At 72.7% G+C, this 14,752-nt stretch carries 13 protein-coding genes and 1 pseudogene; 12 read left to right on the top strand and 2 right to left on the bottom strand.

Translation table 11 applies throughout. The features are described 5' to 3' along the window. Positions 1-108 precede the first annotated feature (108 nt). The 7 genes from AA75_RS33995 (at position 109) to glmM (ending at position 7,220) form a co-directional block, all read left to right on the top strand. The gene (locus AA75_RS33995) at positions 109-1,131 is read left to right on the top strand and encodes a DNA-directed RNA polymerase subunit alpha (protein ID WP_033824215.1); all 1,023 of its coding nucleotides are present in this window, start codon (positions 109-111) and stop codon (positions 1,129-1,131) included. A gap of 130 nt (positions 1,132-1,261) precedes the next feature. Beyond that, complete coding sequence (gene rplQ, locus AA75_RS33990; RefSeq protein ID WP_033824214.1) at positions 1,262-1,735, top strand: 50S ribosomal protein L17; 474 nt, start codon at positions 1,262-1,264, stop codon at positions 1,733-1,735. Between the two features lie 84 nt (positions 1,736-1,819). Continuing rightward, positions 1,820-2,749 carry a tRNA pseudouridine(38-40) synthase TruA gene (truA, locus tag AA75_RS33985; protein WP_033824213.1) on the top strand — a complete coding sequence of 310 codons (930 nt, stop codon included), beginning with the start codon at positions 1,820-1,822 and terminating at the stop codon, positions 2,747-2,749. 42 nt (positions 2,750-2,791) lie between these two features. Then, positions 2,792-4,456, top strand: coding sequence for an ABC-F family ATP-binding cassette domain-containing protein (locus tag AA75_RS33980; RefSeq protein WP_033824212.1), 1,665 nt, complete (start codon positions 2,792-2,794; stop codon positions 4,454-4,456). 238 nt (positions 4,457-4,694) lie between these two features. After that, positions 4,695-5,138: a 50S ribosomal protein L13 gene (gene rplM / locus AA75_RS33975; protein WP_033824211.1), complete on the top strand. Its 444-nt coding sequence runs from the start codon at positions 4,695-4,697 to the stop codon at positions 5,136-5,138. 48 nt (positions 5,139-5,186) lie between these two features. Continuing rightward, entirely contained in the window at positions 5,187-5,690 is a 504-nt protein-coding gene (rpsI, locus tag AA75_RS33970) for a 30S ribosomal protein S9 (protein ID WP_035981606.1), read from the top strand. Positions 5,691-5,852: 162 nt separating this feature from the next. Next, entirely contained in the window at positions 5,853-7,220 is a 1,368-nt protein-coding gene (gene glmM, locus AA75_RS33965; protein ID WP_033824210.1) for a phosphoglucosamine mutase, read from the top strand. A 104-nt stretch (positions 7,221-7,324) separates the two neighbouring features. Here the strand turns inward: glmM and coaA are convergent, their stop codons facing one another. Next, positions 7,325-8,317, bottom strand: a complete 993-nt coding sequence (gene coaA / locus AA75_RS33960; RefSeq protein ID WP_033824209.1) for a type I pantothenate kinase — start codon at positions 8,315-8,317, stop codon at positions 7,325-7,327. A 100-nt stretch (positions 8,318-8,417) separates the two neighbouring features. Between coaA and glmS the strand changes: the two genes are divergently transcribed. Then, on the top strand, positions 8,418-10,274 hold the full coding sequence (gene glmS, locus AA75_RS33955) for a glutamine--fructose-6-phosphate transaminase (isomerizing) (RefSeq protein ID WP_033824240.1): 1,857 nt from the start codon (positions 8,418-8,420) through the stop codon (positions 10,272-10,274). Positions 10,275-10,312: 38 nt separating this feature from the next. On the opposite strand, the gene AA75_RS33950 is transcribed toward glmS, so the two are convergent. After that, the gene (locus tag AA75_RS33950) at positions 10,313-10,861 is read right to left on the bottom strand and encodes a Uma2 family endonuclease (RefSeq protein ID WP_033824239.1); all 549 of its coding nucleotides are present in this window, start codon (positions 10,859-10,861) and stop codon (positions 10,313-10,315) included. 149 nt (positions 10,862-11,010) lie between these two features. On the opposite strand from AA75_RS33950, the gene AA75_RS33945 reads away from it, so the two are divergent. The 4 genes and pseudogenes from AA75_RS33945 to AA75_RS51130 all read left to right on the top strand — a co-directional run. Next, positions 11,011-11,379, top strand: a complete 369-nt coding sequence (locus tag AA75_RS33945; RefSeq protein WP_033824208.1) for a holo-ACP synthase — start codon at positions 11,011-11,013, stop codon at positions 11,377-11,379. Positions 11,380-11,396: 17 nt separating this feature from the next. Continuing rightward, the gene (locus tag AA75_RS33940; RefSeq protein ID WP_033824207.1) at positions 11,397-12,851 is read left to right on the top strand and encodes a bifunctional ADP-dependent NAD(P)H-hydrate dehydratase/NAD(P)H-hydrate epimerase; all 1,455 of its coding nucleotides are present in this window, start codon (positions 11,397-11,399) and stop codon (positions 12,849-12,851) included. Between the two features lie 337 nt (positions 12,852-13,188). After that, positions 13,189-14,373, top strand: a complete 1,185-nt coding sequence (gene alr, locus AA75_RS33935) for an alanine racemase (protein WP_033824206.1) — start codon at positions 13,189-13,191, stop codon at positions 14,371-14,373. After that, a pseudogene (locus AA75_RS51130) lies at positions 14,370-14,752 on the top strand (alpha/beta hydrolase); the annotation flags it as partial. The gene alr and the pseudogene AA75_RS51130, both read left to right, overlap by 4 nt.

Below are 14,752 nucleotides of genomic sequence, written 5' to 3'. Positions count from 1 at the left end.
TCAGTGATTTAAACCTCGTACGGGGTCCGGTCGCGTGCCGGACCCCGTACGCTGGTTCTGTTCGGCATCAAATAGTGGGTGCCGAAGACAACTGGAGGATCTGAAAACATGCTGATCGCTCAGCGTCCCTCGCTGACCGAAGAGGTCGTCGACGAATTCCGCTCCCGGTTCGTGATCGAGCCGCTGGAGCCGGGCTTCGGCTACACCCTCGGCAACTCGCTCCGCCGTACGCTCCTCTCCTCGATCCCCGGCGCTGCTGTCACCAGCATCCGGATCGACGGTGTCCTGCACGAGTTCACCACCGTGCCGGGCGTCAAGGAGGACGTCACCGACCTCATCCTCAACATCAAGCAGCTGGTCGTCTCCTCGGAGCACGACGAGCCGGTCGTGATGTACCTGCGCAAGCAGGGCCCGGGTGTGGTCACCGCCGCCGACATCGCGCCCCCGGCCGGTGTCGAGGTGCACAACCCCGAGCTGGTCCTCGCCACCCTGAACGGCAAGGGCAAGCTGGAGATGGAGCTGACCGTCGAGCGCGGTCGCGGCTACGTCTCCGCGGTCCAGAACAAGGCCTCCGGCCAGGAGATCGGCCGCATCCCGGTCGACTCGATCTACAGCCCCGTGCTGAAGGTCACCTACAAGGTCGAGGCCACCCGTGTCGAGCAGCGGACCGACTTCGACAAGCTGATCGTCGACGTCGAGACCAAGCCCGCCATGCGCCCGCGTGACGCCATGGCCTCGGCCGGCAAGACCCTGGTGGAGCTGTTCGGTCTCGCCCGCGAGCTGAACGTCGACGCCGAGGGCATCGACATGGGCCCGTCCCCGACGGACGCCGCCCTGGCCGCCGACCTGGCGCTGCCGATCGAGGAGCTGGAGCTCACCGTTCGGTCGTACAACTGCCTCAAGCGCGAGGGCATCCACACCGTGGGTGAGCTCGTTGCGCGCTCCGAGGCCGACCTGCTCGACATCCGCAACTTCGGTGCGAAGTCGATCGACGAGGTCAAGGCGAAGCTGGCCGGCATGGGCCTGGCCCTCAAGGACAGCCCGCCCGGATTCGACCCGACCGCCGCCGCCGACGCCTTCGGCGCCGACGACCTGGACGACGCGGGTTACGCGGAGACCGAGCAGTACTAAGAGTTTGGGACGGGGGCGGCCCCTCGCGGACCGCCCCCGCTTCAATGCACACAAGCCGTCCGGGCAACAGTGCCCGGCCGCCCGCTGCGGTACCTGACACGGCCGCAGTCGGAGATCCAAGGAGTAATCCATGCCGCGTCCCACCAAGGGTGCCCGCCTCGGCGGCGGCCCGCACCACGAGCCGCTGCTGCTCGCCGGTCTGTGCCGGGAGCTGTTCCAGTACGGCCGCATCACCACGACCGAGGCCAAGGCCCGTCGGATGCGCCCGCTGGCGGAGAAGCTGATCACCAAGGCGAAGAAGGGCGACATCCACAACCGTCGCCTGGTGCGCAAGACCATCACCGACGTCTCGGTGCTGCACACCCTCTTCACCGAGATCGCGCCGCGCTACGAGAACCGCCCGGGTGGCTACACCCGTATCACCAAGATCGGTCCCCGTCGTGGCGACAACGCCCCGATGGCCGTGATCGAGCTGGTCGAGGGCCTGACCGTCGCGCAGACCGCCGTCGGCGAGGCCGAGGGCGCCACCAAGCGTGCCGTCAAGGAGGCCGACCAGGCCGCCGAGGCGAAGGCCGACGAGACCACTGAGGTCGAGAACGCCTGACACCGCCAGGTGTGATTCCGGGCCCGTTCTCCCAGCGATGGGGGAGCGGGCCCGTTTCCTGTCCGGATCTGGGGAGATTCAGCAGTGCTCAAGGATTGCGAGCAGACGCCGCAGGCGTCGCAGCAGCAGGACGGCCCGGCCGAGGGCCACGTCCGGATCCGGCTCGACCTGGCGTACCACGGCGGCGAGTTCTCCGGCTGGGCGCGGCAGCCCGGGCGGCGCACGGTGCAGGGCGAGATCGAGGACGCGCTGCGGATCGTCACCCGCAGCGAACGGACCTACGACCTGACGGTGGCCGGCCGGACCGACGCCGGGGTGCACGCCCGCGGCCAGGTCGCCCACGTCGACCTGCCGCAGGACCTGTGGGCCGGGCACGGCGAGAAACTGCTGCGACGGCTGGCCGGCCGGCTGCCCGCGGACATCCGGATCTTCCGGGTGGGCGAGGCGCCGAGCGGCTTCGACGCCAGGTTCGCGGCGATCTGGCGCCGGTACGCGTACCGGGTCGCCGACCACCCGGGCGGGGTGGACCCGCTGCTGCGCGGGCACGTGCTCTGGCACGACCGCCCGGTGGACATCGAGAAGATGAACGAGGCGGCCCGGCTGCTGGTCGGCGAGCACGACTTCGCCGCGTACTGCAAGAAGCGCGAGGGCGCCACCACCATCCGCACCCTGCTGGAGCTGCGCTGGGACCGGGTGCCGGTGGACGGCTACGCCACCCAGGAGGGCAGCCTCGCGGTGGCCACCGTGCGGGCCGACGCCTTCTGCCACAACATGGTGCGGGCGCTGGTCGGCGCGATGCTGCTGGTCGGCGACGGGCACCGGCCGGTGGAGTTCCCCGGCGAGGTGCTGCGCGGCGGGGTGCGCAACTCCGCGGTCAACGTGATCCGGCCGTACGGGCTGACGCTGGAGGAGGTCGGCTACCCCGCCGACGACCGGCTGGCGGAGCGCAACCGGGCGGCCCGGCGGATGCGGACGCTGCCCGGCACCGAGGGCCGATCGGAGTCCGGGAGCTAATCCGTTTGGGCCCACGGCCCCCGGCTTGGCACAATCCGGACCATGGGACACGTCGAGATTTCGCACCTGGAGTACTACCTGCCGGACGGACGGGTGCTGTTCGACGACGCGTCCTTCCGGGTCGGCGAGGGCGCCGCGGTCGCCCTGGTCGGCGCCAACGGCGCCGGCAAGACCACCCTGCTGCGCATGATCGCGGGCGACGTGCAGCCGCACGGCGGCACCGTCACGGTCAGCGGCGGCCTCGGCGTGATGCGCCAGTTCGTCGGCACCACCGGCCGCGAGGACCTGCGCGAGACGCCCGGCGCACTGCCGGCCGACGCCTCGGTACGGGACCTGCTGGTCTCCGTCGCCCCGCAGCGGATCGCGGTCGCCGCCCGGGCGGTGGACGCCGCCGAGCTGGCGATGATGGCGCAGGAGGACGAGAAGACGCAGATGGCGTACGCGCAGGCGCTGTCCGACTGGGCGGACGTCGGCGGGTACGACTACGAGACCGACTGGGACGTCTGCACCACGGCGGCGCTCGGGATGCCCTTCGACCGGGCGCAGTTCCGCGGCCTGAACACGCTCTCCGGCGGCGAGCAGAAGCGGCTGGTGCTGGAGTCGCTGCTGCGCGGCCCGGACGAGGTGCTGCTGCTCGACGAGCCGGACAACTACCTGGACGTGCCCGGCAAGCGCTGGCTGGAGGAGGCCATCAGGGCCAGCTCCAAGACCGTGCTGTTCATCTCGCACGACCGTGAGCTGCTGTCCCGCGCCGCCGACAAGATCATCAGTGTCGAGGCCGGCTTCGGTGGCGGCGGCAGCAGCGTCTGGGTGCACGGCGGTGGCTTCGAGTCCTTCCACGAGGCCCGCAAGGAGCGCTTCGCCCGCTTCGAGGAACTCGGCCGCCGCTGGGACGAGGAGCACGCCAAGCTGAAGAAGCTGGTGGTCAACCTGCGCCAGGCGGCCTCGGTCAGCCACGCGCTGGCCACCCGCTACGCGGCCGCGCAGACCCGGCTGAAGAAGTTCGAGGAGGCCGGCCGGCCGGAGGAGCCGCCGCGCGAGCAGTCCATCACCATGCGCCTCAAGGGCGGCCGCACCGGCGTGCGGGCGCTCACCCTGGAGGGCCTGGAGCTGACCGGCCTGATGAAGCCGTTCGACCTGGAGGTCTTCTACGGCGAGCGGGTCGCGGTGCTCGGCTCCAACGGCTCCGGCAAGTCGCACTTCCTGCGGATGCTGGCCGGCGACGACACGGTGAAGCACTCCGGTACCTGGAAGCTCGGCGCCCGGGTGGTGCCCGGCCACTTCCGGCAGACCCACGCCCATCCCGAGCTGTTCGGCCGCACCGTGCGCTCGATCGTGGAGGAGGAGCACGCGCTCAGCCGCGGCGCCGCGATGGGCGTGCTGCGCCGCTACGAGCTGGACCGGCAGGAGGACCAGAAGTTCGAGTCGCTCTCCGGCGGCCAGCAGGCCCGGCTGATGATCCTCAAGCTGGAGCTGTCCGGCGTGACCGCGCTGCTGCTGGACGAGCCGACCGACAACCTGGACCTGGAGAGCGCCGAGGCGCTGCAGGAGGGGCTGGAGTCCTTCGACGGGACCGTGCTCTGCGTCACCCACGACCGCTGGTTCGCCCGCAGCTTCGACCGCTTCCTGGTGTTCGGCTCGGACGGGCGGGTCTACGAGGCGCCGGAGCCGGTCTGGGACGAGACCCGGGTGGTGCGGGAGCGCTGAGCGGGGGGCCGGGCGGGGGAGCCGGGCGTTTTTGACCCGTGCGTGCCGGGCCGGTAGTCTGGGCCCTTGTTGTGCGTATTGGCTCGCTCCATCTCACGTGAGAGGTCGGTACGCCGGAGACACCAGGCCGATGTTCAGCGGCCCTCCTCTGAATTGCGTCCAGAGCGGGCAAGGCTGATCTCCTCGTCCAGCGTGCTCCTGTCAAGGACACACTCACTGAAAAGCGAAGGCTACGACCGTGCGTACGTACAGCCCCAAGCCCGGCGACGTCCAGCGTCAGTGGCACGTCATCGACGCGAACGACGTCGTGCTCGGCCGCCTGGCCTCCCAGGCCGCCTCCATCCTGCGAGGCAAGCACAAGGCGATCTACGCGCCGCACGTTGACACCGGTGACTTCGTCATCATCATCAACGCTGACAAGGTGCACCTCTCGGGTAACAAGAAGACCCAGAAGCTGGCGTACCGCCACAGCGGCTTCCCGGGCGGTCTCCGCTCGGTCCGCTACGACGAGCTGCTCGACAAGAACCCCGAGAAGGCCGTCGAGAAGGCCATCAAGGGCATGCTCCCCAAGAACAGCCTGGGCCGCCAGATGCTCTCCAAGCTGAAGGTCTACTCGGGCGACCAGCACCCGCACGCTGCGCAGCAGCCGGTGCCGTTCGAGATCACCCAGGTCGCGCAGTAATTCCGGCCACCCAACCCCATCACTGAACAGCAGGAGCTGAGGAACACCGTGGCCGAGACTGCCATCGAGAACACCCTCGAGGTCGAGTTCGACGAGAACGTCGACGAGTACACCTCCGAGACCGAGTACAGCACTGAGTCGCTGGCCGGCCGCTTCGGCGAGGCCACCCCGGGCGCCGGCCTCGGCCGCCGCAAGGAGGCGATCGCCCGCGTGCGCATCGTCCCCGGCACCGGCAAGTGGAAGATCAACGGCCGCACCCTGGAGAACTACTTCCCCAACAAGGTGCACCAGCAGACCGTGAACGAGCCGTTCAAGCTCCTCGAGCTCGACGGCCGCTACGACGTCGTGGCCCGCATCGCGGGTGGCGGCGTCTCCGGTCAGGCCTACGCGCTGCGCCTCGGCGTGGCCCGCGCCCTGAACGAGGCCGACGTGGACAACAACCGCGCCGCGCTGAAGAAGGCCGGCTTCCTGATGCGTGACGCGCGTGCCGTCGAGCGCAAGAAGGCCGGTCTCAAGAAGGCCCGCAAGGCCCCGCAGTACAGCAAGCGCTAGTCGCGCCGGGGGGTGCGTGCCGCCCTGGTGGTGCGCGCCCTCGGGTGTGCCTCGTACGCCCCGGAGTACCTCGTGTACTCCGGGGCGTCGTGCTCCCCGGGCCTGGTACGAAGGCGGGAGCGGTCGATGATTTGCCAGCAGGGGCGGACAAAGGACGGAAGCATGGGACGACTCTTCGGTACGGATGGGGTTCGTGGTGTGGCCAACGAGGGCCTGACCGCGGAACTGGCCCTGGGCCTGTCGGTGGCGGCAGCCCACGTGCTCGGCGACGCGGGGGCCTTCGACGGCCACCGCCCGGTCGCCGTGGTCGGGCGGGACCCGCGTGCCTCCGGGGAGTTCCTGGAGGCCGCCGTGATCGCGGGCCTCGCCAGCGCCGGCGTGGACGTGCTCCGGGTCGGCGTGCTGCCCACCCCGGCCGTGGCGTACCTGACCGGCTCGCTCGGCGCGGACTTCGGCGTGATGCTCTCCGCCAGCCACAACGCGATGCCCGACAACGGCATCAAGTTCCTCGCCCGCGGCGGCCACAAGCTGGACGACGCCATCGAGGACGCCATCGAGGAGCACTACCACCGCTACGGCGTCGGCACCGACGAGGACTGGAAGCGCCCGACCGGCGCCGCCGTCGGCCGGGTCCGCCAGTACACCGAGGGCTTCGACCGCTACGTCGCGCACCTGGTCGCGGTGCTGCCGAACCGCCTGGACGGCGTGAAGGTCGTCATCGACGGCGCGCACGGCGCCGCCGCCCGGGTCGCCCCGGAGGCGTTCGCCCGGGCCGGCGCCGAGGTGGTCTACACGCTGGGCGCCGAGCCCGACGGCCTGAACATCAACGACGGCGTCGGCTCCACCCACCTGGACAAGCTCCGGACCGCCATGCGCGAGCACCGGGCCGACCTCGGCATCGCCCTCGACGGCGACGCCGACCGCTGCCTGGCCGCCGACGCGGACGGCAACGAGGTGGACGGCGACCAGATCATCGCGATCCTCGCCGTCGCCATGCGTGAGGCCGGCACGCTGCGCCGCAACACCGCGGTCGCCACCGTGATGTCCAACCTGGGCTTCAAGCTGGCCATGGAGCGCGAGGGCATCGACCTGGTGCAGACCGCGGTCGGCGACCGCTACGTGCTGGAGGAGATGAAGCAGCACGGCTTCGCCCTCGGCGGCGAGCAGTCCGGCCACGTCATCCTGCTGGACCACGCCACCACCGGCGACGGCACCCTGACCGGTCTGATGCTGGGCGCCCGGCTCGCCGCGACCAAGCAGTCGCTGGCCGAGCTGGCCGAGGTGATGACCCGGCTGCCGCAGGTACTGATCAACGTCAAGGGCGTCGACCGGACCCGGGTCGCCAGCTCGCTGGAGCTGGCCGCCGCGGTCTCCGAGGCCGAGACCGAGCTGGGCGCCACCGGCCGGGTGCTGCTGCGGCCGTCCGGCACCGAGCCGCTGGTGCGGGTGATGGTGGAGGCCGCCGACGAGGTGCAGGCCAAGGCCGTCGCCGAGCGCCTCGCCGAGGCGGTCCGCACCCACCTGGGCTGACTTCCGTCCTGAACGCACGTCAGCGCGCCTCCCGCGGGAGGCGCGCTGACGGTGTTTCGGGGCACCGGTGTTCCGGGGCGGCGGCGCTTCGGGGTGGCGCGGGGTCAGAGCTTGCGCAGCAGCGCCCGGCGGACCTTGTGGTCGGCGCCCTTCTGCAGCACCAGGGTGGCCCGGCCGCGGGTGGGCAGCACGTTCTCCAGCAGGTTGGGCTTGTTGATGGTGCGCCAGACCTGGCGGCCGTAGTCCATCGCCTCCTCCTCCGGCACCTCGGTGAAGCGGCGGAAGTAGGAGTTCGGGTCCTGGAAGGCGGTGTCGCGCAGCTTCTTGAAGCGCGACAGGTACCAGCTCTCGATGTCGTCGGTGCGGGCGTCGACGTAGATCGAGAAGTCGAAGTAGTCGGCGACCGCGAGGCGGGTGCGGCCGTCGGTGCCGGGCAGGGCCGGCTGAAGGACGTTCAGGCCCTCGACGATCAGGATGTCCGGGCGCTCCACGGTGAGGCGCTCGTCCGGCACGATGTCGTACACCAGGTGCGAGTAGACCGGCGCCGAGACCCGCTCCTTGCCGGCCTTCACGTCCGCGACGAAGCGCATCAGCGCCCTGCGGTCGTACGACTCGGGGAAGCCCTTACGGGCCATCAGGCCGCGGCGGCGCAGCTCCGCGTTGGGCAGCAGGAAGCCGTCGGTGGTGACCAGTTCGACCCGGGGGTGCTCCGGCCAGCGGGCCAGCAGGGCCTTCAGCAGGCGGGCGGTGGTGGACTTGCCGACCGCCACCGAGCCGGCCACACCGATCACGAACGGGGTGCGCACCCGCTCGGTGTCGGCGACGTCCAGGAAGGTGCCGACCGCGCCGCGCAGTTCGTGGGTGGCGTGGATGTAGAGGTTGAGCAGCCGGGACAGCGGCAGGTAGACGTCCCGGACCTCGTCGAGGTCGAGGGCGGTGCCGAGGCCGCGCAGCCGCTCGACCTCCTCGGCGGTCAGGGGCAGCGGGGTCCGCTCGCGCAGGGCGCTCCACTCCGCCCGGTCCAGGTCCACGTACGGGGACGGGGTGGGGGTGGCGGGAGCGCCCCGGGTACAGAGTTCGGTCAGCACATCCTCCATTGTGGGCCGTGCGGGGCCGGGCGGGTGCTGTGGTGTCGGTCACCCGCCGGGGCGGCAGCCGTGAACGGAGGGGAACGCCTGCCCGCATATGCTGGCGCACATGTGCGGAATTGTTGGATATGTAGGGCCCCAGCAGGCCCTGGACGTAGTGATCGCAGGTCTGCAGCGGCTGGAGTACCGCGGGTACGACTCGGCCGGTGTGGCGGTGCAGACGCAGGGCTCCGACGGGCAGTGGAGCCTTGCCACGGACAAGCGGGCCGGGAAGCTCGTCAACCTTCAGAAGTCGCTGGCCGAGACCCCTCTCGCGGCCGGCACCACGGGCATCGGCCACACCCGGTGGGCCACCCACGGCGGTCCGACGGACGCCAACGCCCACCCCCACCTGGACGACACCGAGCGGGTCGCGGTCGTCCACAACGGCATCATCGAGAACTTCGCCCAGCTGCGGGCGGCGATCGCCGAGCGCGGCCACACCCTGCGCTCGGAGACCGACACCGAGGTGGTCGCGCACCTGCTCGGCGAGGCCTACGACGGCGACCTGGCCGAGGCCATGCGGGTGGTCTGCCGCCAGCTCGACGGCGCCTTCACCCTGGTCGCGGTGCACGCCGACGCCCCAGACGTGGTGGTCGGCGCCCGCCGCAACTCGCCGCTGGTGGTCGGCCGCGGTGAGGGCGAGAACTTCCTCGCCTCGGACGTCGCCGCCTTCATCGCGCACACCCGCGAGGCGATCGAGCTCGGCCAGGACCAGGTCGTGGAGCTGCGCCACGGCGGGGTGACCATCACCAACTTCGACGGCACCCCCGCCGAGGTGCGCGAGTACCACGTCGACTGGGACGCCTCCGCCGCCGAGAAGGGCGGCTACGACTACTTCATGCTCAAGGAGATCGCCGAGCAGCCGAAGGCGGTCGCCGACACCCTGCTGGGCCGGATCGGCACCGACGGCCGGCTGACCCTGGACGAGCTGCGCATCCCGGACCAGGTGCTGCGCGAGGTCGACAAGGTCGTCATCGTGGCCTGCGGCACCGCGTTCCACGCCGGCATGATCGCCAAGTACGCGATCGAGCACTGGACCCGGATCCCGTGCGAGGTCGAGGTCGCCTCCGAGTTCCGCTACCGCGACCCGATCATGAACGACCGCACCCTGGTCGTCGCGATCTCGCAGTCCGGCGAGACCATGGACACCCTGATGGCCCTGCGGCACGCCCGCGAGCAGGGCGCCAAGGTACTGGCGATCTGCAACACCAACGGCTCGACCATCCCGCGCGAGTCCGACGCGGTGCTCTACACCCACGCCGGCCCCGAGGTCGCGGTCGCCTCCACCAAGGCGTTCCTGACCCAGCTGGTGGCCTGCTACCTGGTCGCGCTCTACCTCGGCCAGGTGCGCGGCACCAAGTGGGGCGACGAGATCTCCGCGGTGATCCGCGAGCTCTCGGACGCGCCGAAGCAGGTCGAGCAGGTCCTGGAGACCATGGAGCCGGTCCGTGAGCTGGCCCGCTCGCTGGCCGACGCCAAGTCGGTGCTGTTCCTCGGCCGCCACGTCGGCTTCCCGGTCGCCCTGGAGGGTGCGCTCAAGCTCAAGGAGCTGGCGTACATGCACGCCGAGGGCTTCGCGGCGGGCGAGCTCAAGCACGGCCCGATCGCGCTGATCGAGGAGGGGCTGCCGGTCGTGGTGGTCGTCCCGTCGCCGCGCGGCCGGTCGATCCTGCACGACAAGATCGTCTCCAACATCCAGGAGATCCGGGCCCGCGGCGCGCGCACCATCGTGATCGCCGAGGAGGGCGACGAGGCGGTCGCGCCGTACGCCGACCACCTGATCCGCATCCCGGTCACCCCGGTGCTGCTCCAGCCGCTGGTCTCGACGGTGCCGCTGCAGGTCTTCGCCTGCGAGCTGGCCACCGCCAAGGGCCACGAGGTGGACCAGCCGCGCAACCTGGCGAAGTCCGTCACGGTCGAGTAGTCGGTCGAGTAGTCCCGCCGGACACGGCGCCCCCGCCGTCAGCGCAGGGGCGCCGTGTCCAACGCGAACGAGAACGGCGCCGGCAGGTCGAGCGGCTTGCCGAACGGGACCTGGATGTGGGCGGTGTAGTCCCCGTCCGCCGGGTCCGTGAACAGGGTGGCGTGCGACTCGTCGCGGTCGATCAGCAGGTAACAGGGGATGCCGGCGGAGGCGTACCCGAGGCGCTTGGCCTCGCGGTCCTTGCCCGGGTTGGTCGAGGTGACCTCCAGCACCAGGAGTACGCCGGCAGGATCGGCCCACGGCTCCTGCGCCCGGAAGTGGCCCACCGGTGCGACCGCCGCGTCCGGGATGAACCGGCCGCGCGGCGTCCTGAGGCCCTTTCCTCCGCTGACGTACAACTCGTCCGCGGCCTGCCGGGCGACGGCCCGGGCGAACCTGGCGACGGTGTCCTCGTGATCGCCGTCCGGCGGTGGACTCACGACGATCTCCCCTTCGATCAGCTCGGCCTTGAAGCCGGCCGGTGTGTCCAGTTCCAGGAAGGCCCTGAGGACATCGTCCCCGGACAACGGGTGCTCGACGGCTGGCATGGCGACCATGGCCCTTCTCCCTCCTGCTGGGGGTTGCCGCGCAACACGGTAGGTGTACGGACCGGGGCAGGCGGGGGATCGGAGGGGTTCTCACCCGAAAGTGTGCCGTAAGGTCCGGGCCACGGGCGGTTGCGACGGAGGAGTTCAGCTTGATCATCGGGGTCGGGATCGATGTGGCGGCCATCGACCGGTTCGAGGCGTCGCTGGAGCGCACGCCCCAGCTGGCGGACCGGCTGTTCACCGAGGCCGAGCTGCTGCTCCCGTCGGGGGCGCGCCGCGGCGGGGCCTCGCTGGCGGCCCGGTTCGCCGCGAAGGAGGCGCTGGCCAAGGCACTTGGCGCGCCGCCCGGACTGAAGTGGACGGACGCCGAGGTGAGCGTCGAGCCCTCCGGCCGCCCGGTGCTCAAGGTCGCCGGGACGGTGGCGGCGCGCGCCGCCGAACTCGGCGTCCGGTCGTGGCACGTGTCGCTCAGTCATGACGCGGGCGTAGCGTCGGCGGTGGTGATCGCCGAAGGCTGAGCCGCGGGAGGCAGCGGATGCGTTACGCACACACCGTCGAACAGGTCCGGGCGGCGGAGGCCGAACTGATGGCCCGGCTGCCGGAAGGCACCCTGATGCAGCGGGCCGCCGCGGGGCTCGCCGCCACCTGCGCGCAGCTGCTGCCCCGGGTGTACGGCAGCCGGGTCCTGGTGCTGGCCGGCAGCGGCGACAACGGCGGCGACGCGCTGTACGCGGCCGCCCGGCTGGCCCGGCGCGGGGCGCGGGTACGGGCCGTCCTGCTGTCGCCGGAGCGGGTGCACGCGGGTGGGCTGGCCGCGCTGCGGGCCGCCGGCGGGCGGGTGACCGACGACCCGGGCGAGTTCGGGCGGGCCGATCTGGTGCTGGACGGCATCGTCGGGATCGGCGGCCGGGGCGGGCTGCGGCCCGGGGCGCAGCCGTACGCCTCGATGGAACGGCGCGGCCCGGTGGTCGCGGTGGACGTGCCGAGCGGGGTGGACGCCGACACCGGGCAGGTCGACGGGGCCGCCCTGCGGGCGGACGTCACGGTCTGCTTCGGCACCCACAAGCCCGGGCTGCTGATCGACCCCGGCGCCTCGTACGCGGGGGTGGTGCACCTGGTGGACATCGGACTGACCCTGCCCGAGGCGCCGGTGACGGCGCTCCAGCACGCGGATGTGGCCGCCCTGCTGCCCCTGCCGTCGCCGGAGAGCGACAAGTACCGGCGCGGGGTGGCCGGCATCGCGGCCGGCTCGGCCCGGTACCCGGGGGCGGCGGTGCTCGCGGTGGCGGGCGCGCTGCGCGGCGGGGCGGGCGCGGTGCGGTACGCGGGGACGGCGGCCGAGGAGGTGGTGCGGCGCTTCCCCGAAGCCCTGGTCAGCACCGGCGGACCGGCCGACGCCGGGCGGGTCCAGGCCTGGGTGGTCGGACCCGGCGGCGGGGACGGCGCCGCGGATGCGCTGGCGCAGGCGCTGGCCACCGACGTCCCGGTGCTGGTGGACGCCGACGGGCTGACCGAACTCGCCCGGCTCGGTCCGGCCGCGCTCGCCGGACGTACGGCGCCGGTCCTGCTCACCCCGCACACCGGGGAGGCCGCCCGGCTGCTGGCCGGGGCGGACGGCGGGGCGCCGCCGCTCGCCCGGGACCTCGCCGCGACGCGGCTTGCGACCGCCCGGCGGCTGGCGGCGGCGTACGGCGCGACCGTCCTGCTCAAGGGCTCGACCACGGTGGTGGCCGACCCGGCCGGCCCGGCCCGGGTGAACCCGACCGGGACGCCCTGGCTCGCCACGGCCGGCAGCGGCGACGTCCTCTCCGGCCTGGCCGGCTCCCTCCTCGCCGCCGGCCTCGGCGCCTTCGACGCGGCCTCCGCAGCCGCCTACCTCCACGGCCTGGCCGGCCGCACCGCCGCCCACGGCGACACCCCGACCACCGCGATGGCAGTCGCCACCACCCTCCGCCCCGCCTGGCAAGCCGTCCACCAGCCCCCCGCCTGACCCCCACGGCGATTCCCCAGAGGGCCCCAGGGGCGCTGGGGGCACCCTCGGCCGGAGGCCGGGAGAGGAACTGCGCGAGCTCGGCGGGGCAGCCCGGTGTCCGCGCCCCGAGAGCCCGTTCGGCACCACCGCAGGGGCTGGGGCCCATGCCCCCGAGCAGCCGCCCGGCACACGTCCCGGGTGCACCGGGGTGCCCCTGCCGGAGGCCGCGAGCCCCCGCCCGTGCCGCCCCCGCACGGAACCCGGCCGCCCTCGCGGAGCGTCTTCGCAGGTCCACCGCCACGTCCCCGCGGGCCGTTCACGGGGCAACGGCGGCGGTCTGGGAGACTGATACGCGATGACAACTGCGAACACCACCGGTACGGCCGTCCTCGCGCAGGGGGCGCGAGCCGAGGCGACCATCGATCTGGGCGCCCTGCGGGGCAACCTGGACGCGCTGCGCGCCCGTACCGCCGGCCCTGCGCTGATGGCCGTGGTCAAGGCGGACGCCTACGGCCACGGTGCGGTGCGGTGCGCCCGGGAGGCGGTCGCGGCGGGCATCGGCTGGCTCGGTACGGCGATGCCCGAGGAGGCGCTCGCGCTGCGTGCCGCGGGGATCGGGCCCGAGCAGGCCCGCATCCTGTGCTGGCTGTGGACGCCGGGCGGTCCCTGGCAGCAGGCGCTGCACGCGCGGATCGACGTCTCGGTCAGCGCCCGCTGGGCCCTGGACGAGCTGGTGGCGGCGGTCCGGGAGACCGGGGTGCCGGGCCGGGTGCACCTGAAGGCCGACACCGGCCTCGGCCGCAACGGCTGCCAGCCGCACGACTGGCCCGACCTGGTGGCCGCCGCGCTGCGCGCGCAGGCCGAGGGCCTGATCGAGGTGGTCGGCCTGTGGTCGCACCTCGCGGCCGCCGACGAGCCCGGCCACCCTTCGATCCAGGCCCAGCTGGACTCCTTCGAGGCGGCGCTGGCCCACGCCGAGCGGGCGGGGGTGCGCCCCGAGGTGCGGCACCTGGCCAACTCGCCGGCCACCCTGCTGCTGCCGGCCTCGCACTACGACCTGGTCCGCACCGGCCTCGCGATGTACGGCCTGTCGCCGGTGCCGGAGGTCGGGACCCCGGCCGACTTCGGCCTGCGCCCGGTGATGTCGCTGACCGCCCGGCTCGCGCTGGTGAAGACCGTCCCCGGCGGCCACGGGGTCAGCTACGGCCACCACTACACGACCCCCGGCCCGACCACCCTGGGCCTGGTGCCGGTCGGCTACGCGGACGGCATCCCGCGGCACGCCAGCGGCACCGGCCCGGTGCTGATCGGCGGCAAGTGGCGGACGGTCGCGGGCCGGGTGGCGATGGACCAGTTCGTCGTCGACCTCGGCGGTGACACCCCGCCGGTCGGCGAGGAGGTGCTGGTGTTCGGTACCGGGGAGCACGGTGAGCCGACCGCCGAGGACTGGGGCCGGGCCTGCGGCACCATCGCGTACGAGATCATCACCCGGATCGGCGCCCGGGTGCCGCGCCGCTACGTGGGCGGCACCCGCTCATGACCGAGTCCGGCGCGAGCGGCAACCCGGTGGCGGCGGTGGCGAAGGCCGCCGGTTCGGCCTCGGCCGGGGTGAGCCGGGCCGGGCTGATCGGTATCTCGCTGGGCGTGGTGGCGGCGGGCGCCGCCGCCGGGGTGGCGATAGAGCGGCTGACGGTCGGCCGCTCGATGCGCCGCCGGGCCCGCGAGGAGCTGGCCGCGGCGGCGCCGTTCGGTTCGCTGCGCGGCCGGCCGCGCACGGTGACCGCCCCCGACGGCACCGAGCTGTACGTGGAGCTGGACGGCGTCGGCTGGCCGGACCCGGTGCAGGTGCGCCCGGAGGAGGGCCCGGCGCCGCGGCGCGGCTGGTTCGCCCGCCGGCGGCCCGAGGCGCCGGTGGACCG

This window comes from Kitasatospora sp. MBT63 (assembly GCF_000710465.2).
Classification (GTDB): Bacteria; Actinomycetota; Actinomycetes; order Streptomycetales; family Streptomycetaceae; genus Kitasatospora.
This window is presented reverse-complemented; position numbering and strand designations above follow the sequence as displayed.